The following is a 21,034-nucleotide window of genomic DNA, read 5'->3' as shown; positions in this document are numbered from 1 at the left end:
TTGAGGGCCCCTCTACCCGGCCCGCGGGCTACGCGTTCGTGGCCGCCACCCACCGGTCCAGCGCGGCACGCGCCGCACCGGAGTCGATGGCCCCGGCCGTCCTCACCATCGCGGCACGGACCTGGTCCACCAGCGGCGCGTCCGTCGGGGACAACGCCACCAGCGCCGCCGCCGCGTTCAGCACCACGGCGTCCCGTACGGGCCCTCGCTCGCCGTCCAGGACGCGGCGGGCGACCTCCGCGTTGTAGGACGCGTCGGCGCCCCGCAGGGCCTCCACGGGGACGAGGTCGAGACCGACGTCCCGCGGGTCGAACCGCTCCTCGGTCACCTTGCCGTCCCGTACGACCCAGACCCTCGACGTCGCCGTGGTGGTCAGCTCGTCCAGCCCGTCGTCACCGCGGAAGACCAGCGACGAGTTGCCGCGCTCGGCGAAGACGCCGGCCATGATCGGCGCCATCCGGGCGTCGGCGACACCGACCGCCTGCGCCCTGACCCGCGCGGGGTTGGTCAGCGGGCCGAGGAAGTTGAAGACGGTCCGGATGCCCAGCTGTCCGCGCGCCGCCGCCACATGACGCAGCGCCGGATGGAACTTCACCGCGAAGCAGAAGGTGATCCCGGCCTCCTCGGCCACCTCGGCCACCCGCTTCGGCGTCAGTTCCAGATTGACGCCGAGCTGCCCCAGGACGTCGGAGGCACCCGACGCCGAGGACGCGGCCCGGTTGCCGTGCTTGACGACCTTCGTGCCGGTCCCGGCCACCACGATCGACGACATCGTGGAGATGTTCACCGTCTTCGCGCCGTCGCCGCCCGTACCGACGATGTCGACGGTCTCCCCCGGCACCTCGATCACCTTGGCGTGCGCGTACATCGTGCGGACCAGGCCGGTGATCTCCTCGACGGTCTCGCCCTTGGCCCGCAGCGCCACCACGAAGCCGGCGATCTGCGCGTCCGTCGCCTCGCCGCTCATGATCCGGTCCATCGCCCAGGCGGTGTCGTCCGCGCTCTGGTCCCGGCCGTCGAGCAGGCCGTTCAGCACCGCGGGCCAGGAACGGCCCGCCGCGATGTCGCCTCCAGCGGGGGTCACAGCACTCATATGCCGCTCCTGGGTTCGTAGACACGTACAAGCAGGGTCCACCCTATCCAGCACCGGGCACGGCAAAGAGCCCCCGTCCGGGCAATGGACGGGGGCTCCTGCCGTGGCGATCAGCGGGACCGGTGAGGACCGGCCGGAGGATCAGTGGTGGCCGTGGCCGCTCGTGATCTCCTCGTACTCCTCGACCGTGGGCTTGGGGATCTGGCTGTTCTCCCCGTAGAAGCCCTTGCTGAGCTTGGCACGCAGCCGCTGCGCGCCGTTGACCTTGCGCTCGACACCGTTCTCGTCGACCACCGGGCCGATCTCGGCGGGCTGGTACTGCTCGTGCGCGGTGAGCGTGTGCAGGGCCTCCTGGCCGAGCGGCTCGTGCACCTCGATGAACTCACCGTGCGGCAGGCGCTTGATGATGCCCGACTCGCGGCCGTGCAGCACCTTCTCCTTGTCGCGGCGCTGGAGGCCGAGGCAGATCCGCTTGGTGGCGATGAAGACCAGCACCGGCACGACGAAGAACGCGATCCGGACGAACCAGGTGATCGAGTTGATCGACAGGTGGAAGTGCGTGGCCCAGATGTCGTTGCCGCCACCGACCAGCAGGACGAAGTACCAGCTGATCCAGGCCGCGCCGAAGGCGGTACGGGTGGGGACGTTGCGCGGGCGGTCCAGGATGTGGTGCTCGCGGTTGTCGCCGGTGACCCAGCCCTCGATGAACGGGTAGACCGCGATCGCGACCAGGACCAGCGGGAAGATGACCAGCGGGATGAACACGCCCAGGACGAGCGTGTGACCCCAGAGGTTGATCTCCCAGCCCGGCATGACACGGATCAGGCCCTCGGAGAAGCCCATGTACCAGTCCGGCTGGGCGCCCGTGGAGACCATGTCGGGCCGGTAGGGGCCGAGCGACCAGATCGGGTTGATCGAGGCGATCGCCGCGATGGCCGCGATGGCACCGAAGACCAGGAAGAAGAAGCCTCCGGCCTTCGCCATGTAGACCGGCAGCAGCGGCATGCCGACGACGTTGTTGTTCGTCTTTCCGGGGCCCGCGAACTGCGTGTGCTTGTGGTAGAAGACCAGGATCAGGTGGCCGACGACCAGGCCGAGCATGATGCCCGGCAGCAGCAGCACGTGCACGGAGTAGAAGCGGGCCACGAAGTCGCCGCCCGGGAACTGACCGCCGAAGAGGAAGAACGAGAGGTACGTGCCGACGATCGGCACGGACAGGACCGCGCCCTCCATGAAGCGGACACCGGTGCCGGAGAGCAGGTCGTCCGGGAGCGAGTAACCGGTGAAGCCGGTGAACATGCCCAGGACGAACAGCAGGAAGCCGAACAGCCAGTTGACCTCGCGCGGCTTGCGGAACGCGCCCGTGAAGAACACGCGCATCATGTGCACGAACATGCCGGCGAGGAAGATCAGCGCCGCCCAGTGGTGGATCTGCCGGATCAGCAGACCACCGCGCACCTCGAAGGAGATGTGCATGGTCGAGTTGAACGCCTCGGACATCAGCTGACCCTGCAGCGGGACGTAGCTGCCGTGGTACTCCACCTCGTTCATCGACGGGTGGAAGAACAGCGTCAGATACACACCCGTGAGGATGATGATGAGGAAGCTGTACAGGCAGATCTCACCCAGCATGAACGACCAGTGGTCGGGGAAGATCTTGCGCATGTTGGCCTTGGCCAGGGAGTAGATCCCCAGGCGGCCGTCGGCCCAGTCGGCCACCCGCTCACCGGCGGGCGCCTTCTCGCGCGAGCGCGAGTCGGAGGTGGTCGTAGTGCTCATCCGCGCTCCCAGAAGGCAGGACCGACGGGCTCGTCGAAGTCGCCGAGCGCCTCGAGGTAGCCCTCGTCGTTCACACCGATGCGCAGCTGCGGCAGGGCATGACCGGCCGGGCCGAAGATCACTCGGGCACCGTCGGAGAGGTCGAAGGTGGACTGGTGGCAGGGGCAGAGCACGTGGTGCGTCTGCTGCTCGTACAGGGAGATCGGGCAGCCGACGTGGGTGCAGATCTTCGAGTACGCCACGATGCCCTCGTGCGACCAGGCGAGCTCGCGCTTGTCCTTGATGTTCTCCGGCTGGAGCCGGACGATCATCACGGCGGCCTTCGCGATCTCCTGCTGGAAGTCCTCGTCCTTCTCCTCCAGGCCCTCGGGCTTGACGAAGGTGAGCGAGCCGACGGCGATGTCGGAGGGACGCAGCGGCTCGTTCGTGTTCATGTTGACGAGGAGCTTGCCCTTGGACCAGATCGTGTGGCGCAGCTTGGTGCCCGGCAGCGGACCGAGGTCGCGCAGCAGCATGACACCGGAGAGCGGGAACAGGGCCAGCGCGCCGAACATCGTGGTGCGGATCAGCTTGCGACGGCCGAGCGCGGACTCCTTGGCGCCCTGCTTGAAGTCGGCCAGAACCTTGGCCTTGACCTCGGGCTCCGCCTCGATCGGGTGACGTTCGTCGGCGATCTCCACGTCGGACATCAGGGTGCGGGCCCAGTGGACCGCGCCCGCGCCGATGGAGAAGAGCGCCACACCGAGCGTCATACCCAGCGCGAAGTTCAGCGCGCTGATGTGCCCGAGCGGGAAGACGAAGATCGACTTGTCGTTCGGGATCGTCACGTAGGAGGCGATGAAGGCCACGGTGGCCAGCATCGACAGCGTGAACAGCATCGCGACCACACGCTCGGACCGCTTGGCGGCCCGCTCGTCGATGTCCTGGATGCGGTGCTCGTGGGGCGGCAGTCCCGGGTCCGCGAACGGGTTGTCCTCGTTCGCGACGGCGACTGCGCCGTGACCGTGCGCGTCGGCCTGCTCAGCGGGCAGGTTCTCTTCTGGAATGTCTTGGCTACTCATGACTTCTTGGCCTTTGCGGTCCGAGCGGCGACCCAGACGGCGACGGCGACCAGGGCGCCAAGACCGAAGATCCAGCCGAAGAGGCCTTCACTGACCGGCCCGAGGCCGCCCAGCTCGAGACCGCCCGGGCTCTCGGTGTTGTCACCGTTGACCGCGTCGAGGTACGCGATGATGTCCTTCTTGTTCTTCTCCGACAGCGTGGTGTCGGGGAAGGAGGGCATGTTCTGCGGGCCGGTCTGCATGGCCTCGTAGATGTGCTTCGGGTCGACACCCTCAAGGCTCGGCGCGAACTTGCCGTGCGTCAGCGCGCCCCCCTTGCCGGTGAAGTTGTGGCACTGCGCGCAGTTGGTGCGGAACAGCTCGCCGCCCTTGGCGATGTCCGCGCCCTCCGGGCTGACCTGGCTCTTCGTCGGGACCGTGGGACCAGCGCCCAGCGAGGCGATGTACGCCGCGAGCTGGTCGATCTCGGCCTGCGAGTAGATGACCTTCTTGCGCGGGATCTGCGCGCCCGGCTGCTGGGCCGGCATGCGGCCGGTGCCGACCTGGAAGTCGACCGCCGCGGCGCCCACTCCCACCAGGCTCGGCCCGTCGGAGGAGCCCTGACCGCCGGTCCCGTGGCAGCTTGCGCAGCCCACGGAGTAGAGCTTCTTGCCCTCGTCGATGGCAAGGGACTGGGCGGTGGTGTCGGCCTGCGCCTTGCTCGCGGGTGCGAACGCGGCGTACAGCCCCCCGGTGGCCGCCAGCGCGAGGAGTAGGACGACGACCGCCGCCAGCGGATGGCGTCGTCGTGCGGAGAGCTTTTTCACGGATTACCCCGGTGTCAGGATCTTCTGCGTCGATGCTTCTGGATGTTTCGGGCTGCGGGCCCGATTACTTGATCATGTAGATCGTGGCGAAGAGGCCGATCCAGACGACATCGACGAAGTGCCAGTAGTAGGACACGACGATGGCGGCGGTCGCCTGCTCGTGAGTGAACCTCTTGGCCGCGTAGGTGCGGCCGAGGACCAGCAGGAAGGCGATGAGGCCGCCCGTCACGTGCAGGCCGTGGAAGCCGGTGGTCAGGTAGAACACCGAGCCGTACGGGTCGGAGGAGAGCGAGAGCCCGTCCTTCTTGACCAGTTCGGTGTACTCGAAGATCTGACCACCGATGAAGATCGCACCCATCACGAACGTGACGGTGAACCACATCCGGAGCTTCTTCACGTCCCCGCGCTCGGCGGCGAACACGCCGAGCTGGCAGGTCAGGGAGGAGAGCACCAGGATCGTGGTGTTCGTCGCGGAGAACGGGAAGTTGAGATGGCCCGCCATCTCCTTCCAGTGGTCCGGTCCGGTCACCGATCGCAGGGTGAAGTACATCGCGAAGAGGGCCGCGAAGAACATCAGCTCGGAACTCAGCCAGATGATGGTTCCGACGCTGGTGAGGTTCGGTCGATTGACCGACGGGTGCGCGTGCCCGGTTTCTACTGTCGTTGCTGTCGCCACGACCGACATTATGTCGGTCGCTTATCCCGCCCTCACGCCGGGGGGTGCCGTTCGGGGGGTCTGGGGGGTGTGTCCAGCCCGTATGGCCCATCGAAGCCCTGTCCGAACCGGTGTTGACGAGGTGTTTGAAGGAGTAGCATCCGCGCCATCGGTACCAGGAGTTCCCGATCAATGCGGTGCTTCTCAGATGCGTGGAGGAACAATGCAGCCGACCGCCACGGTGCTGGTCTACAGTGACGACTCCCACACCCGGGGGCAGGTGCGGCTGGCGACAGGCCGCAGACCGGCCTCCGACGTTCCCCAGGTCGAGTTCATCGAGTGCGCGACGCCCGCCGCGGTCCTGAAGGAGCTGGACAGGGGCGGCATCGACGTCTGCGTGCTGGACGGCGAGGCGGTTCCGATGGGCGGCATGGGTGTCTGCCGGCAGATCAAGGACGAGATCTTCAACTGCCCGCCCGTGCTCGTGCTCATCGGACGGCCCCAGGACGCCTGGCTGGCCACCTGGAGCCGTGCGGACGCCGCGGTGACGCTGCCGGTCGACCCGGTGGAGTTCGCCGCCTCGCTGGCCTCCCTGCTGCGCCGCAAGGCCCTGCTCGGCGCCTGAGTTCCCGCCGCGGCGGGTGCGGGCCGCCTGGGGCCCGGCACACCGTCTCCCGCGCCCCCGACGGGGCGCGGGGCCGCGGCGCCGTCTCAGACGGACTCGGGTCGCAGCCGCGCCCTCTCCGCCGCCGGCGGGCCGTCGGGGGTGCCGACCATCAGGGCACTGCCGTTGCGCCAGTTCGCCCACGAGACGTTCCAGTCACCGAACCCGTTGTCGAACGCCGCCATCTGGGCGCCGTTGGAGTTGACGACCTTCACGATGTCGCCCACGCGTACGTGGTTGAAGAACCACGCCGCGTTGCTGGTGCTCATGCCGGTGCAGCCGTGGCTGACGTTGGCGTATCCCTGGGAGCCCACGGACCAGGGCGCCGCGTGGACGTACTCGCCGCTCCAGGTGACCCGGGTCGCGTAGTACACGGGCAGGTCGTAGGAGTCGGCGGAACCCTCGGCGATGCCGACGGTGGTACCGCGCATCCGTACGACGTACTCCTTGCTGAGCACCACCTTGACGCCGTTGCGCGTCTCGAAGCCGGGCTTGCCGGTGGTGATGGGGATCTTGTTGATCACGGCGCCGTTCTTGTACACCGTCATGACGTGCGTGCCGGCGTCCGTGAGGGCGACGAGCTGGTCGCCGGTGGTGAGCGTCAGGGGCTTCGCGTCGCCGCCCCAGAGCCCTTCGCGGACCTTGACGCCCTTGAGGTTGCTGTGCGCCTGGATGGTGGCGTGGGCGGGCCAGTACTCCTTGGGGCGGTAGTGCAGGGTCTTGTCGTCCACCCAGTGCCAGGCCCCTTCCACCGCGGGCGTCGAGTCCACCCGCAGGGCCCGCTCGACGATCGTGCGGGCGGCCTTGTCCTTGACGGGGGCGCTGAGTTGGGCGGTGACGGGCTGTCCGACGCCGTACTCGCCCGCGTCGGGCCCGAAGGTGACGCCGAGGGTCTTCTTGGCCTTGGGCGTGGTGGTGTCGAAGCCGATGGACTTGCGTCCCTGGGCGCCGTCCTCGTCCTCCGTGCTCACCTGCACCGTGTAGTGGGTGCCTGCGGCCAGGGCCGAGGTGCTGTGCCAGCGGGTGCCGTCGGCGGCGAGCTCGCCCGCCACGTACCGGCCCGACGCGTCCGTGGCCGTCACATCGGTGATGCGCTCGTCGTCGTCATTGACGGTGATCTCGAGCGGCTTGTCCGGGTCCACCTTGCTGCTGTCGCCCTCGACCGGACCGTTGAAGGAGATCAGGCCCGCCGCGTCGTACGGCTTGGCCGCCAGCGGATGACTGTCTGAGCCGCAGGCGGTCGTGGCCGCGCCGAAGGCAACCACCAGCGTGGCGCAGCTGACGACCGTGCGGATTCGCGGTGCGTGGTTCATGGGTTTCACGCTATGAACGGCCGGCCGCGACGGCACGGCGGGTGAGCCGACCGGGGGACATCGCGCGTGACACGCGGAGAACCCGGGCCCTCCTGACGGAGAGTCCGGGTTCTCTGGTGTAAAGGGTGTCCCGCGTGCGGCGCGGGCCGCCGGGTCCTACTGGGTCCGGTTGGGACCGTGGTAGAACTCGAAGACCCAGCCCCACAGACCGATCAGGAGCAGCGGGGCCGAGAAGTACAGCAGCCACCAGCCGAAGATGACGCCCATGAAGCCGAGGGCGCCGCCGATGCCGAGCGCGAGCGGCTGCCAGCTGTGCGGGGCGAAGAACCCCACCTCACCGGCCTCGTCCGCGACGTCGGCCTCCTTGTTGTCCTGCGCCAGCTGGTCGACCCGCCGGGCCGTGAAGGCCAGGTAGTAGCCGATCATGACGCTCAGGCCGAAGCCCAGGAAGAGCGCCGTGGTGCCGGCCGGCTCCTTCGACCACAGGCCGTACACGATGGCCATGATCAGGATGAAGACCGCCAGCCAGAGGAACATCTTGCCTTGGACCTTCACTTGCCGGCCCCCTTCCCGCCGGCCAGGGCCGCCGAACCGTGACCGGAGTTCTCGAGCTGGTCGAGAGCCGCGATCTCCGGGTGGTGGAGGTCGAACGCCGGGGATTCACTGCGGATCCGCGGCAGAGTGAGGAAGTTGTGGCGCGGCGGCGGGCAGGACGTCGCCCATTCGAGCGAACGGCCGTAGCCCCACGGGTCGTCGACCTCGACCTTCTTGCCGTACTTGGCGGTCTTCCAGACGTTGTAGAGGAACGGCAGGATCGACAGGCCGAGCAGGAACGAGGAGATCGTCGAGACCGTGTTGAGGGCGGTGAAGCCGTCGGCCGCGAGGTAGTCGGCGTAACGACGCGGCATGCCCTCGGCGCCCAGCCAGTGCTGGACGAGGAACGTGCCGTGGAAGCCCACGAACAGCGTCCAGAAGGTGATCTTGCCGAGCCGCTCGTCGAGCATCTTGCCCGTCATCTTCGGCCACCAGAAGTGGAAGCCGGAGAACATCGCGAAGACCACGGTGCCGAACACCACGTAGTGGAAGTGCGCCACCACGAAGTACGAGTCGGAGACGTGGAAGTCCATCGGGGGCGAGGCCAGGATGACGCCGGTCAGACCGCCGAAGGTGAACGTGATGAGGAAGCCGGTCGCCCAGAGCATCGGTGTCTCGAAGGACAGCGAGCCCTTCCACATCGTTCCGATCCAGTTGAAGAACTTCACGCCGGTCGGTACGGCGATGAGGAACGTCATGAAGGAGAAGAACGGCAGCAGTACACCGCCGGTGACGTACATGTGGTGCGCCCACACGGTCACGGACAGGCCCGCGATCGCGATGGTCGCGCCGATCAGGCCCATGTAGCCGAACATCGGCTTGCGCGAGAAGACGGGGATGACTTCCGAGATGATGCCGAAGAACGGTAGGGCGATGATGTACACCTCTGGATGGCCGAAGAACCAGAAGAGGTGTTGCCAGAGCAATGCCCCGCCGTTGGCCGCATCGAAGACATGTGCCCCGAATTTTCGATCCGCCTCCAGGGCGAACAGGGCCGCCGCCAGGACGGGGAAGGCGAGCAGCACCAGCACGGCGGTGAGCAGCACGTTCCACACGAAGATCGGCATACGGAACATCGTCATGCCGGGAGCGCGCATGCAGATGATCGTGGTGATGAAGTTGACCGCGCCGAGGATGGTGCCGAAGCCGGAGAAGGCCAGACCCATGATCCACATGTCGGCGCCGACGCCGGGCGAGCGGACCGCGTCGGAGAGCGGCGAGTACGCGAACCAGCCGAAGTCGGCCGCGCCCTGCGGGGTGAGGAAGCCCCCGACCGCGATGAGCGAGCCGAAGAGGTAGAGCCAGTAGGCGAACATGTTCAGCCGCGGGAACGCCACGTCGGGCGCGCCGATCTGCAGCGGCATGATCCAGTTCGTGAAACCGGCGAACAGGGGCGTCGCGAACATCAGCAGCATGATCGTGCCGTGCATCGTGAACGCCTGGTTGAACTGCTCGTTCGACATGATCTGCAGTCCGGGCCGCGCGAGCTCGGCGCGCATGAGCAGCGCCATGACGCCGCCGATGCAGAAGAACGCGAACGACGTGACCAGATAGAGCGTGCCGATCGTCTTGTGGTCAGTGGTGGTCAGCCACTTGATCACGACATTGCCCGGCTGCTTGCGCCGCACCGGCAGCTCGTTCTCGTACGAGTCGTCGGCGTCCGCGGCACCCTGGGGTTCGTTGAGGATGCTCACAGGTTGTTCGTCTCCCGGTTCTTCTCGTGGCCCGTCTGCTCAATGCCGGCCGGGATGTAACCGGTCTGCCCCTCGGCCGCGAGCTGCTTGAGGTGAGCCTCGTAGCGCTCGGGCGAGACGACCTTCACGTTGAAGAGCATCCGGGAGTGGTCGACGCCGCACAGCTCGGCGCACTTGCCCAGGTAGGTGCCTTCCCTGTTGGGAGTCACCTGGAAGGAGTTGGTGTGGCCCGGGATGACGTCCTGCTTCATGAGGAACGGCACCACCCAGAAGGAGTGGATGACGTCACGCGAAGTGAGGACGAAGCGGACCGTCTTGCCCTTGGGGAGCCAGAGGGTCGGACCGGGGTTGTTCGTCTGGGGGTTCCGCTCGCCGGGCGTACCGGCGTCGTAGACACCGCCGGCACCGGCCGGGAAGTCCGTCTTGAACCGGTCCGGAATGGCGTCCAGGTTCTTGTCGGTCTTCGCGTCGCCGGTGACACCGGGGACGTTCTCGATGTAGTTGAAGCCCCAGCTCCACTGGTAGCCGACCACGTTGACCGTGAGGTCGGGCTTCTTGTCGAGGCTGAGGAGCTTCGTCTCGTCCCGGGCGGTGAAGTAGAACAGCACCGAGACGATGATGAGCGGGACCACCGTGTACAGCGCCTCGATCGGCATGTTGTACCGGGTCTGCGGGGGAACTTCGACCTTGGTGCGGCTGCGCCGATGGAAGACGACGCTCCACAGGATCAGGCCCCAGACCAGCACGCCCGTGGCGAGCGCGGCCGCCCACGAGCCCTGCCAGAGGGAGAGGATCCGCGGAGCCTCCTCCGTGACCGGGGTGGGCATACCAAGGCGGGGAAAGTCCTTGTATGTGCAACCGGTGGCGGTCGCCAGGACCAGGCCCGCTGTCATTGCCTGCAGCAGCTTCCGCCGCATCGGGCGCCGCGGCGAGCGGTCGGAGCCGTTGGGACTCACGTAGCGCCTTCCCGAGAGTCTCGCCCGCGCTGGTTGGCTACGGCCCTTCTCGCTGGTCGCTCGCCGCCCTGGCACACGGGCAGGGGTTTGGATGTTTATGCGGACCAAACCCTACTGGACGCTATTTGAGGTCGCGCGGGGAGGGTGCCCAACGCGCCGCCGGGTCAGCCGAAGGGGGTGGGTTGCCCTGCTCCGGGCTACTTCTGACGGGGGTTCGGGGCGTCCGGAGGCCCCGGACCGGGGGTGTCACGGCGGCCACGGCTCCGTCCCGGCCCTCCGTGCCGTTCCTCGCCCCCCTCGGGGCGCCGCCCCGACCGGGGCCTTAGCGTGGGCGTGTGGCCTACTTCGACGCTGCTTCCGCCGCCCCCCTCCATCCCGTCGCCCGACAGGCCCTGCAGGCCTCGCTCGACGAGGGCTGGGCCGACCCGGCCCGGCTCTACCGCGAGGGGCGGCGGGCCCGGCTGCTGCTCGACGCGGCCCGCGAGGCGGCTGCCGAGGCCGTGGGCTGCCGCCCGGACGAACTGGTCTTCACCAGTTCCGGCACCCGGGCCGTGCACTCCGGGATCGAGGGTGCGCTGGCCGGCCGCCGACGCGTCGGACGCCACCTGATCGTGTCAGCCGTCGAACATTCGTCGGTACTCCATTCGGCTGAGGTCCATGAGGCGGCGGGCGGCACGGTGACGTATGTCCCGGTCGGCCGGACGGGCGCGGTGTCCCCTTCCGGGTACGCCGAGGCCCTGCGCCCGGACACCGCGCTCGCCTGTCTGCAGTCCGCCAACCATGAGGTGGGCACGGAGCAGCCGGTGGCGGCGGTCGCGGAGGCGTGCCGGACGGCGGGGGTGCCGCTGCTGGTGGACGCGGCGCAGTCGCTGGGCTGGGGGCGGGTCGAGGGCGACTGGTCCCTGCTGACGGCAAGTGCCCACAAGTGGGGCGGCCCTTCGGGGGTCGGGCTTCTCGTCGTGCGCAAGGGGGCCCGGTTCGCCCCTCAAGGCCCCCTGGACGAAAGGGAGTCGGGGCGGGCGGCCGGTTTCGAGAACATTCCGGCCGTGGTGGCCGCGGCGGCCTCGTTGCGTGCCGTGCGCGCGGAGGCGGCCGGGGAGGCGGCGCGGCTGCGGGAACTGACGGACCGGATCCGGGCGCGGGTCCCCGTGCTCGTCCCGGACGTGGAGGTGGTCGGCGACCCGGCCGGCCGGCTGCCGGGGATCGTCACCTTCTCCTGTCTCTATGTCGACGGGGAGTCGCTCCTGCACGAGCTGGACCGGGCGGGGTTCTCGGTCTCCTCCGGTTCGTCCTGTACGAGCAGCACGCTCACCCCGAGCCATGTGCTGAAGGCGATGGGGGTGCTGAGCGAGGGCAACGTCCGGGTGTCGCTGCCGACGGGCACGCCGCCGGAGGAGGTCGACCGGTTCCTGTCGGTGCTTCCGGCGGCGGTCTCCGCGGTGCGCGAGAAGCTCGGCGCCCCGACGGCCCCCCGTACGGCGTCCGCCCCCTCGGGTTCGCTCGTCCTGGACGCCCTGGGCAAGCTCTGCCCGATCCCGGTCATCGAACTGGCCGGGGTCATCGGCGACGTGCCGGTCGGCGGCACCGTCCGGGTCCTCGCGGACGACGAGGCGGCGCGCCTGGACATCCCGGCGTGGTGCGCGATGCGGGGTCAGGAGTTCGTCGGGGAGGAGCCGGCGGACCGGGGCTCGGTCTACGTGGTCCGCCGGGTGTCCTGACCCCGCCGTCGTCCTAGACCAGGTGGGCCCTGACCTCCTGGGCGGCGTCGTCGCCGTACGCCTTGGTGAACCGGTCCATGAAGTGGGCGCGGCGCAGCTGGTACTCCTGGGTGCCGACCGTCTCGATCACCAGGGTGGCGAGCATGCAGCCGACCTGGGCGGCGCGCTCCAGGGAGACGCCCCAGGCGAGCCCGGACAGGAAGCCCGCGCGGAACGCGTCGCCGACGCCCGTCGGGTCGGCCTTGCGCTCCTCGTCGGGGCAGCCGACCTCGACCGGGTCCTCGCCGACGCGCTCGATGCGGACGCCCCGCGCGCCGAGGGTGGTCACGCGGTGGCCGACCTTGGAGAGGATCTCGGAGTCGCTCCAGCCGGTCTTGGACTCGATGAGCCCCTTCTCGTACTCGTTGGAGAAGAGGTAGGTCGCCCCGTCCAGCAGTATCCGGATCTCGTCGCCGTTCATCCGGGCGATCTGCTGGGAGAAGTCGGCCGCGAAGGGGATCGAGCGGGACCGGCACTCCTCGGTGTGCCGCAGCATCGCCTCGGGGTCGTCCGCCCCGATGAGGACGAGGTCGAGTCCGTCGACCCGGTCCGCGACCGCCTTCAGCTCGATCAGCCGGGCCTCGCTCATCGCGCCCGTGTAGAAGGAGCCGATCTGGTTGTGGTCGGCGTCCGTGGTGCACACGAAGCGCGCGGTGTGCAGCACCTCGGAGATCCGTACGGAGCCGGTGTCGACGCCGTGGCGGTCCAGCCACGCACGGTATTCGTCGAAGTCGGAGCCCGCGGCCCCGACCAGGATCGGCCTGGTGCCCAGCTGACCCATACCGAAGGCGATGTTCGCGCCGACACCGCCCCTGCGCACGTCGAGGTTGTCGACGAGGAAGGACAGGGAGACCGTGTGCAGCTGGTCCGCGACCAGCTGGTCGGCGAAACGGCCGGGGAAGGTCATGAGGTGGTCGGTGGCGATGGAGCCGGTGACTGCGATACGCACGGCGAGGACACGCTCCTGCGAAGGGAGAGGGTTGACAGTTCACGCTACCCGGTCGCGGCCCGACCTCTGAAGCGGGCAAAACTACCCGATAGTAGGTCTTTCTTCGTAACGCTTCCGGTGCATACGGTTCCGTCATGACGAACCTCAGGGTCCACGGCTCCGCTCCGCTCGACCTCGAAGGCGACCTGGCGTCGCTGCGCGCCGACTGCGCCCGGACCGCCCGGCGCTGGGCGGCCCCGGCTCCGGCCGCCGCCGCGGCGGTGTCCCCGTCCCGCATCCACGGGGTACGCGTGCCGCCCGCCTCCGCCCGCCTGCTGGACGCCATGTCCGAGTACGGCGACTGATCCGGCGCTCCACGTCCCGACGCCTCCGTGCCCCGACGCCTCCGTGCCCGAGAGGGCGCTGGGGGGCGGACGGACAGCGCCCGCGGGGAACCGCGCGCTCCCCCGCCGCGTCCCATCGCCGTCCCCTTCGAGAGGGACGCGGCGTACGGCCTTTCCGCCCGCTCCGGGAGTCTCCCGGCCGGGCCGGGTCGTCGCGGACAGCAGTGGAGCCGAAGGAGCGATGCGGTGAGCACCGAGCGACCCGACCACGAAGCGACCGACCCCGCCGAGGACGGCGTCGGGACGGCGAGGCCGCGCCGCCGGCACTCCCCGGTGGCCGTCGCCTCCGTCGCGGCCGCCGTTCTGCTCGTCGGGGGCGGCGGGGCGTACATGGCCACGGCCGCCTTCGACAGCGGCGGACACGGCGGCGCCCAGTCGCCCGGCGGTGACCGCACTCTCCCGCCGCTCGCCCTCGACCGTGCCCCGGGCGGCGGTTCCGGCGGCGGTACGGGGGGAATCGCGCCCGGTGAGCCCGACCCGTACGGCCCGGTCTACCGCGCCGACGGCAAACTGCCCGACGGCCCGGACTCCGCGCCCGTCTACGCGCCGGAGGGCGCGGTCACCGCGGCCGAGGTGACCGAGCTGGCCGACGCCCTGGGGCTCACCGGCACCCCGCGGCTCGTCGGCGACACCTGGCAGACCGGCCAGGGCGGGGAGGGCACCGGCCCGAGTCTCCAGGTGAGCCGGCAGGCCCCCGGCACCTGGACGTTCAGCCGCTACGCGCCCGGCACCGACAACTGCAAGGGCGCCGTGTGCACCGCCGACCCCGGCTCGCCGAGCAGTCACGCGGTGAGCGAGGCGGTCGCGAAGAAGGCCGCCGCGCCCGTGCTGAAGGCGCTCGGCGAGGACGACGCGAAGCTCGACGCGAGCACGCTCTTGGGCGCCGTACGTGTGGTGAACGCGGACCCCGAGGTCGGCGGACTGCCCACCCACGGCTGGACCACCGGGATCCAGATCGGCGCGGGGGGCCAGGTGGTGGGCGGCGACGGCCTGCTGAAGACACCGGAGCGCGGCGACTCGTACCCGGTCCTCGACGCGCGCCGGACGCTCGGTCTGATGAACGCCCGGGGACCGGCCTCGGCGCCGGGGGGTGGGCGCAACGGGCCGGGCGGCTGCGCGAGCGCCGTGCCGCTGAAGGACCGGGACGAGTCGCCGTGCCGCGCGTCGACCGAGCTGCCGCGGCGGGAGTCGGTGAACGTCGAGAAGGCCGTCTTCGGGCTGGCGTCGCACTTCGTGGACGGGCATCGGACGCTGGTGCCGTCCTGGCTGTTCGAGGTCCGGCCGAAGGGGGCCTCCGCCCGCCTCACCGTGACGTTCCCGGCCGTCGATCCCCGGTACCTGGCCTCGCCGGAGACCCCGGGGACGCCGAGTCCGCGGCCGACCGGCGGTCCGGCGTCCCGTGACGCCAGGGTCGAGGGGTACACCGCCCACGGCCGGGACCTGACGGTGAGCTTCACCGGCGGGGTGTGCGCCGACTACTCCGTCTCGGCGCACGAGAGCGCGGACGAGGTGACGGTCGAGGTGACCGAGTCCCCGTGGCAGGGGAAGGTCTGCATCATGATCGCCAAGGTCTACGAGAAGACGGTGCGTCTGGACGCGCCGCTCGGCGACCGGAAGGTCGTGGGGCCGGACGGCGGGAGGATCCACGAGGGAAGGACGCCCGGCGCGTCGACGAGGACCCCGACCCGGCCGACGCCGATGACACCGGCGACACCGAGGGCGGCACACACGCCGAACCCGCTGGTGCGGTAGGGCAACGGCCCGCGCGAGTGCGGGCGTGGACACGCGAAGGCCCCGCGGGCGCGGAGACGCGACGGCCCACACCGTGCGGGCGCCGACATGCGAAGACGCCCGCGGGTGCGGGCGTGGACACGCGAAGGCGGCGTCACCCTCGGAGGGGACGCCGCCTTCGTCCGTGTCCAGCAGTGGTCCGCGGCCCGTCGCAGGGGGCCGCGGGGGCCTAGCTGAAGGAGTCGCCGCAGGCGCAGGAGCCCGTCGCGTTCGGGTTGTCGATCGTGAAGCCCTGCTTCTCGATGGTGTCCACGAAGTCGATCGAGGCGCCGCCCAGGTACGGGGCGCTCATGCGGTCGGTGACGACCTTGACGCCGCCGAAGTCCTTGACGACATCGCCGTCGAGGGAGCGCTCGTCGAAGAAGAGCTGGTAGCGCAGGCCGGAGCAGCCGCCGGGCTGAACGGCGACACGCAGTGCCAGATCGTCGCGGCCTTCCTGGTCGAGCAGGGCCTTGACCTTGCCCGCGGCGGCGTCGGACAGCATGATGCCGTCGCTCACGGTGGTGGTCTCGTCCGATACGGACATCTGCTTCTCTCCCGGGTTGTTCGGAGACTGCTTGCCGACGGGAACAACCGCCGGGGCCGCGGATTCATTCCGGGCCGAGAGTCTGTCTTCTGGTTCTCCGTTCCCTCTCATGCTCGCACACGCGCATCAGCGCGCACAGCGGCCTGTGGACAACCTCAGGGATTCACATCACATGGTCCCGGCGGACATCGTCAACATGACGTGAAGCGGTTATGATAGATAGCGTCATTTAGACGAAAAGGCTACTCCCGCATGTCCCGCCGAGTCGTTCGTGACCCGGCGAGCCGCAGAACAGAAAGGGTGCGTGTCGTGACCACCGCCCAGACCCAGGAGCTCGACGTACAGCCGACGCCCCTCGCCCTGCTGCTGCTCGGCCGTGAGGCCGACCCGAGGAGCGAGCGCGGCGTCGAGTGCCCCGGCGACCTCCCCTCCCCGTCCGACCCGGACCTGGTGGAGCGCGCGCGAGCGGCGAAGGAGAAGCTCGGGGACAAAGTCTTCGTGCTCGGCCACCACTACCAGCGCGACGAGGTCATCCAGTTCGCGGATGTCACGGGCGACTCGTTCAAGCTCGCCCGGGAAGCCGCCGCGCGCCCCGAGGCCGAGTACATCGTCTTCTGCGGTGTGCACTTCATGGCGGAGTCCGCGGACATCCTGACCACCGACGACCAGAAGGTGGTCCTGCCCGACCTCGCCGCCGGCTGCTCCATGGCCGACATGGCGACGGCCGAGCAGGTCGCCGAGTGCTGGGACGTGCTGACCGAGGCCGGGGTCGCCGACCGGGTCGTCCCCGTCTCGTACATGAACTCGTCCGCCGACATCAAGGCGTTCACCGGCAGGCACGGCGGCACGATCTGCACGTCGTCCAACGCCCAGCGGGCCCTGGAGTGGGCCTTCGAGCAGGGCGAGAAGGTCCTCTTCCTGCCCGACCAGCACCTCGGCCGCAACACCGCCGTCCGTGACCTGGGGATGTCGCTGGAGGACTGCGTCCTCTACAACCCCCACAAGCCGAACGGCGGCCTGACCGCGGAGCAGCTGCGCGACGCGAAGATGATCCTGTGGCGCGGCCACTGCTCGGTGCACGGCCGCTTCAGCCTGGACTCGGTGAACGACGTGCGCGCGCGCATCCCCGGTGTGAACGTGCTCGTGCACCCCGAGTGCAAGCACGAGGTCGTCGACGCCGCGGACCACGTCGGCTCCACGGAGTACATCATCAAGGCCCTGGAGGCGGCCCCCGCCGGTTCGAAGTGGGCGATCGGCACGGAGCTGAATCTCGTACGCCGGCTCGCGAATCGTTTCGCCCCCGAGGGCAAGGAGATCGTCTTCCTCGACAAGACGGTCTGCTTCTGCTCGACCATGAACCGCATCGACCTGCCCCACCTGGTGTGGACCCTGGAGTCGCTGGCCGAGGGCAACCTGGTCAACCGCATCGAGGTGGACCGGGAGACGGAGCGGTACGCGAAGCTGGCGCTGGAGCGGATGCTGGCGCTGCCGTAACCCCGGCGGACGGCCCGCCAGGATCCCGCCGGGCCCGTCGGCCGTGACCGGCTCCGGCGGGCCCACGTACGGGTACGGACCGCCGAACGGCCAGGGCCCGCACGGCACCTCATGGTGCCGGGCGGGCCCTGGCCGTTTCCGTCCCCCGGGCCGAGAGGCCGGCGGCCCCTCGGCCCGGGGGCCGTGCGGATCCCTCAGACCTTCGCCGGTTCCGGCTCGTCGTCCGGGACGGACGGCGCCTCCGGTGCGGCGCCGGCCTTCTGCGCCCGCTTGCGCGCCTTCTTCCCCGCCCGCCGTTCCTTGCGGAGTTCGAGCATCGCGTAGAGCGTCGGGACCAGCAGCAGCGTCAGCAGGGTCGAGCTGATCAGGCCGCCGATGACGACGACCGCCAGCGGCTGCGCGATGAAGCCGCCCTCGCCGGTGACACCGAGCGCCATCGGCAGCAGGGCGAAGATCGTCGCCAGGGCCGTCATGAGGATCGGGCGGAGACGGTGACGGCCGCCCTCCACCACGGCCTCGACCACTCCGTACCCCTGTCGGCGGTACTGGTTGATGAGGTCGATCAGCACGATCGCGTTCGTCACCACGATGCCGATCAGCATCAGCATGCCGATCATCGCCGGGACACCCATCGGGGTGCCCGTGACGACCAGCAGTCCGATCGCGCCCGTCGCCGCGAACGGGATCGAGACGAGCAGGATCAGCGGCTGGACCAGCGAGCGGAAGGTCGCGACCAGCAGCATGAAGACGATCGCGATGGCCGCCAGCATCGCCAGGCCGAGGTTCTTGAACGCGTCGTCCTGGTTCTGCGAGACCCCGCCGATCTCGGCGGTCGCCCCGGCCGGCAGCTTGAGCGCGTCCAGTTTCGCGGTGAGCGCGGAGCTGACCGCGCCCGTGTTGTCCCCGGTCGGCTTCGCCGTGATCGTCGCGGCCCGCTGCCCGTCGATCCGGGTCATCGAGACCGGGCCGTCCACCAGCTTCACGTCCGCGATGTCACCGAGCTTCACCGCGCCCAGACGCAGGTCCCGGAGCCCGGCCAGCGACTCGGCCGGCTTCGCCGACCTGATGACGACGTCCCGCTCGGTGTCGTCCAGGATCGCCTTGCCGCTCGTGGTGCCGCGCACCGCCTCGCCGACGGCGGCGCCCAGCGTGGCGTCGTCGAAACCGGCCGCGGCGGCCTTGGAGTTGGCCTTCACCGAGATGCGCGGAACGCTCCGCGCCAGGTCGCTGGTGACGTCCGTGACGTCGTCGAGCTTCGCGACCTCGGCGCGCACCTGCTCCGCCGCCTTGCGCAGAACCTGCCCGTCGGCCGCCTTCACGACCACGCTGAGGTCCTGGTTGCCGAAGCCGTCACCGGCCGCGACCGTCGTCGTACCGATGCCGGAGAGCTTGCCGAGTCCGTCCTCGATCCGCTTCTGGACGTCGGTCGCGGACGCCGAGTCCTCCAGCATGACCTGGTACGAGGCCTGGTTGGTGTCCGTGCCGCCGCCGAAGGCGGCCATGAACCCGGACGAGCCGACCGTGACCTGGTAGTCCTTGACGCCCTTGACGCCGTCGAGCAGCCGCTCGACCTTCTTCGCCTGCGCGTCGGTCGCCGCCAGGCTGGTGCCCGGCTTCAGCTCCTGCTTGAGGGTGAGGACCTCCTGCTCGCCCTGGTCGAAGAAGTTCGTCTTCAGCAGCGGCGCCATGCCGAAGGTGCCGACCAGGACCGCCGCGGCGATCGCCACGCTCGTCAGGCGCCGGCGGGTGGCGAAGCGCAGGACGGGGACGTAGAAGCGCTGCAGACGGCTGCGCGCCTCCTTCTCCTCGGCCGTGCGGCGCGCCTCGTCGGCGTCCGCCGGCATGTCCTTCGGGGGCCGCAGGAACCAGTACGAGAGAACCGGGACGACGGTCAGGGAGACGATCAGGGACGCCAGCAGCGCCGCCGTGACCGTCAGGCTGAACGAGCCGAACAGCTCGCCCACCATGCCGCCGGTGAGGCCGATGGGCAGGAAGACGGCGACCGTTGTGAGCGTCGAGGACGTGACCGCGCCCGCCACCTCGCGCACCGCCTTGAGGATGGCCTCCTCGCGCTCCTCGCCGTAGCCGAGGTGCCGCTTGATGTTCTCCAGGACGACGATCGAGTCGTCGACGACCCGGCCGATCGCGATGGTGAGCGCGCCCAGCGTGAGCATGTTCAGCGACAGGTCACGGGTCCAGAGCACGATCAGCGCCAGCACCACGGACAGCGGGATGGACACCGCGGTGACCAGCGTCGAGCGGACCGACGCCAGGAAGACCAGGATGACCAGGACCGCGAAGAGCAGGCCGAGCCCGCCCTCGGTCGTCAGACCCTTGATCGACTTGGACACGGCCGGGCCCTGGTCGCTGACGACGGTGATCGCCGACCCGGTGCCCAGGTCCTTGCGCATGCCGGGCAGCTTGTCCTTGACCGCGTCGGAGATGGCGACCGCGCTGCCGTCGTGGTCCATGGTGACGTTCACGGCGAGGCTCGGCCGGCCGTCCGTGCGGGTGAGGGAGTCGGCCTTGGACGGCTCCTGCCGGACCGTCGCGACGGAGGACAGCCGCACCGGCTTTCCGCCCTTCGCGCCCGTGACCATCAGGTCCTGGATCTGCCTCAGCGAGGTGAAGCCGCCGCCGACCTGGACGGTCCGGTTGCTGCCGTCCTCGTCGAAGGAACCGGCCGGCACGGTCGCGCCGCCCGCCTGCAGGGCCTGGCCGAGAGCGCCCGGGGTCAGTCCCGCGGCCGCCATCCTCCTGTCGTCCGGCACCACGGTGACCTGGAGGTCCCGTACGCCGTCCACCGTCACCTGGCCGACGCCGTCGACGCCCTTGAGGTCCGGCACGACCGTGCGGTCGAGCAGGTCGGACAGGGCCTGCTGGTCCTTGTCGGACGTGACGGCGAGCACCACGGTCGGGATGTCGTCCGTGGAACCCGCGATGACCTGCGGGTCGACGGCGTCCGGGAGCTGCGTGCGGGCCCGGTTGACGGCCTGCTGGACGTCGGCGACGAGCTGCTTGGTGTCGTTGCCGTAGTCGAAGGACGCGCGGATCACGGCGTTGCCCTCGGCGGCGGTGGAGGTGACACCGGTGATGCCGTCGACGCCTTCGAGGGTGTCCTCGATGGGCTCGACGACCTGCTTCTCGACCACGTCGGGAGACGCACCCTGGTACGGCGCGAGCACGGACACCATGGGCAGTTCGATGGTGGGCAGCAACTGCTGCTTGAGCTGGGGGATCGCGATCGCTCCGAACGCGAGCGCGACGATCGACATCAGCCCGATGAGGGCCCGTTGCGCGAGGCTGAATCTGGACAGCCAGGACATGGGTGGGGGGTCTCTCTTCCGTGGCGTGAGGAACTGGCGTGACTGTGTGGTGCGGTAGTGCGGTGCCTGGTGCGGGTGTGTGGCGTGAGCGCGTGGCGCGGGTGTGTGGCGTGCGTGACGGATGTGGTCGGCTGAGTCGACAGGGGTGGGCTGAGCGGGACTGACGGCAGACGGCGGGCGAACGCGTACGTGC

General features: G+C 69.6%; 17 protein-coding genes. 5 read left to right on the top strand and 12 right to left on the bottom strand.

Features of this window, described 5'->3' with window-relative positions; genetic code table 11:
* Positions 1 to 28: 28 nt before the first annotated feature.
* From trpD to ctaE, 5 genes are all read right to left on the bottom strand, one after another.
* Positions 29 to 1,093, bottom strand: a complete 1,065-nt coding sequence (trpD, locus tag OG776_RS29555) for an anthranilate phosphoribosyltransferase (protein WP_148013622.1) — start codon at positions 1,091 to 1,093, stop codon at positions 29 to 31.
* Positions 1,094 to 1,234: 141 nt separating this feature from the next.
* Positions 1,235 to 2,872 carry a cytochrome bc1 complex cytochrome b subunit gene (qcrB, locus tag OG776_RS29550; RefSeq protein ID WP_148013623.1) on the bottom strand — a complete coding sequence of 546 codons (1,638 nt, stop codon included), beginning with the start codon at positions 2,870 to 2,872 and terminating at the stop codon, positions 1,235 to 1,237.
* Complete coding sequence (qcrA, locus tag OG776_RS29545) at positions 2,869 to 3,933, bottom strand: cytochrome bc1 complex Rieske iron-sulfur subunit (protein WP_148013624.1); 1,065 nt, start codon at positions 3,931 to 3,933, stop codon at positions 2,869 to 2,871. Before qcrA ends, qcrB begins: the two co-directional genes overlap by 4 nt.
* A complete protein-coding gene (qcrC, locus tag OG776_RS29540; protein WP_148013625.1) occupies positions 3,930 to 4,739 on the bottom strand; it encodes a cytochrome bc1 complex diheme cytochrome c subunit in 810 nt (269 codons plus the stop codon). The genes qcrA and qcrC overlap by 4 nt, the downstream gene beginning before the upstream one ends.
* A gap of 64 nt (positions 4,740 to 4,803) precedes the next feature.
* Positions 4,804 to 5,424 (bottom strand): aa3-type cytochrome oxidase subunit III, encoded by a 621-nt coding sequence (gene ctaE / locus OG776_RS29535; RefSeq protein WP_148013626.1) that lies wholly within the window; start codon positions 5,422 to 5,424, stop codon positions 4,804 to 4,806.
* A 193-nt stretch (positions 5,425 to 5,617) separates the two neighbouring features.
* Here ctaE and OG776_RS29530 point away from each other — a divergent pair, with 193 nt between their 5' ends.
* On the top strand, positions 5,618 to 6,019 hold the full coding sequence (locus tag OG776_RS29530; protein ID WP_148013627.1) for a hypothetical protein: 402 nt from the start codon (positions 5,618 to 5,620) through the stop codon (positions 6,017 to 6,019).
* Between the two features lie 86 nt (positions 6,020 to 6,105).
* Here OG776_RS29530 and OG776_RS29525 read toward each other — a convergent pair whose 3' ends face one another.
* The 4 genes from OG776_RS29525 to ctaC form a co-directional block, all read right to left on the bottom strand.
* Positions 6,106 to 7,371 (bottom strand): L,D-transpeptidase, encoded by a 1,266-nt coding sequence (locus OG776_RS29525; RefSeq protein ID WP_148013628.1) that lies wholly within the window; start codon positions 7,369 to 7,371, stop codon positions 6,106 to 6,108.
* Positions 7,372 to 7,527: 156 nt separating this feature from the next.
* Positions 7,528 to 7,926 (bottom strand): cytochrome c oxidase subunit 4, encoded by a 399-nt coding sequence (locus OG776_RS29520; protein ID WP_148013629.1) that lies wholly within the window; start codon positions 7,924 to 7,926, stop codon positions 7,528 to 7,530.
* Entirely contained in the window at positions 7,923 to 9,659 is a 1,737-nt protein-coding gene (gene ctaD / locus OG776_RS29515) for an aa3-type cytochrome oxidase subunit I (RefSeq protein ID WP_329322797.1), read from the bottom strand. The genes OG776_RS29520 and ctaD overlap by 4 nt, the downstream gene beginning before the upstream one ends.
* A complete protein-coding gene (gene ctaC, locus OG776_RS29510; protein WP_148013630.1) occupies positions 9,656 to 10,615 on the bottom strand; it encodes an aa3-type cytochrome oxidase subunit II in 960 nt (319 codons plus the stop codon). The genes ctaD and ctaC overlap by 4 nt, the downstream gene beginning before the upstream one ends.
* Positions 10,616 to 10,950: 335 nt before the next feature.
* On the opposite strand from ctaC, the gene OG776_RS29505 reads away from it, so the two are divergent.
* Entirely contained in the window at positions 10,951 to 12,333 is a 1,383-nt protein-coding gene (locus OG776_RS29505; RefSeq protein ID WP_148013631.1) for a cysteine desulfurase/sulfurtransferase TusA family protein, read from the top strand.
* 13 nt (positions 12,334 to 12,346) lie between these two features.
* Here OG776_RS29505 and OG776_RS29500 read toward each other — a convergent pair whose 3' ends face one another.
* Positions 12,347 to 13,321 (bottom strand): carbohydrate kinase family protein, encoded by a 975-nt coding sequence (locus OG776_RS29500; protein ID WP_148013632.1) that lies wholly within the window; start codon positions 13,319 to 13,321, stop codon positions 12,347 to 12,349.
* Between the two features lie 134 nt (positions 13,322 to 13,455).
* On the opposite strand from OG776_RS29500, the gene OG776_RS29495 reads away from it, so the two are divergent.
* Positions 13,456 to 13,665 (top strand): hypothetical protein, encoded by a 210-nt coding sequence (locus tag OG776_RS29495; RefSeq protein WP_148013633.1) that lies wholly within the window; start codon positions 13,456 to 13,458, stop codon positions 13,663 to 13,665.
* 225 nt (positions 13,666 to 13,890) lie between these two features.
* Positions 13,891 to 15,456 (top strand): hypothetical protein, encoded by a 1,566-nt coding sequence (locus OG776_RS29490; RefSeq protein ID WP_329322796.1) that lies wholly within the window; start codon positions 13,891 to 13,893, stop codon positions 15,454 to 15,456.
* 208 nt (positions 15,457 to 15,664) lie between these two features.
* Here OG776_RS29490 and OG776_RS29485 read toward each other — a convergent pair whose 3' ends face one another.
* Positions 15,665 to 16,021, bottom strand: coding sequence for a HesB/IscA family protein (locus OG776_RS29485; RefSeq protein WP_148013634.1), 357 nt, complete (start codon positions 16,019 to 16,021; stop codon positions 15,665 to 15,667).
* Positions 16,022 to 16,330: 309 nt separating this feature from the next.
* On the opposite strand from OG776_RS29485, the gene nadA reads away from it, so the two are divergent.
* Positions 16,331 to 17,515, top strand: a complete 1,185-nt coding sequence (gene nadA / locus OG776_RS29480) for a quinolinate synthase NadA (RefSeq protein WP_148013636.1) — start codon at positions 16,331 to 16,333, stop codon at positions 17,513 to 17,515.
* A 194-nt stretch (positions 17,516 to 17,709) separates the two neighbouring features.
* On the opposite strand, the gene OG776_RS29475 is transcribed toward nadA, so the two are convergent.
* Positions 17,710 to 20,841, bottom strand: a complete 3,132-nt coding sequence (locus tag OG776_RS29475; RefSeq protein WP_148013637.1) for an efflux RND transporter permease subunit — start codon at positions 20,839 to 20,841, stop codon at positions 17,710 to 17,712.
* Positions 20,842 to 21,034 lie beyond the last annotated feature (193 nt).

It is taken from the genome of Streptomyces sp. NBC_01689 (assembly GCF_036250675.1).
Lineage (GTDB): Bacteria > Actinomycetota > Actinomycetes > Streptomycetales > Streptomycetaceae > Streptomyces.
This window is presented reverse-complemented; position numbering and strand designations above follow the sequence as displayed.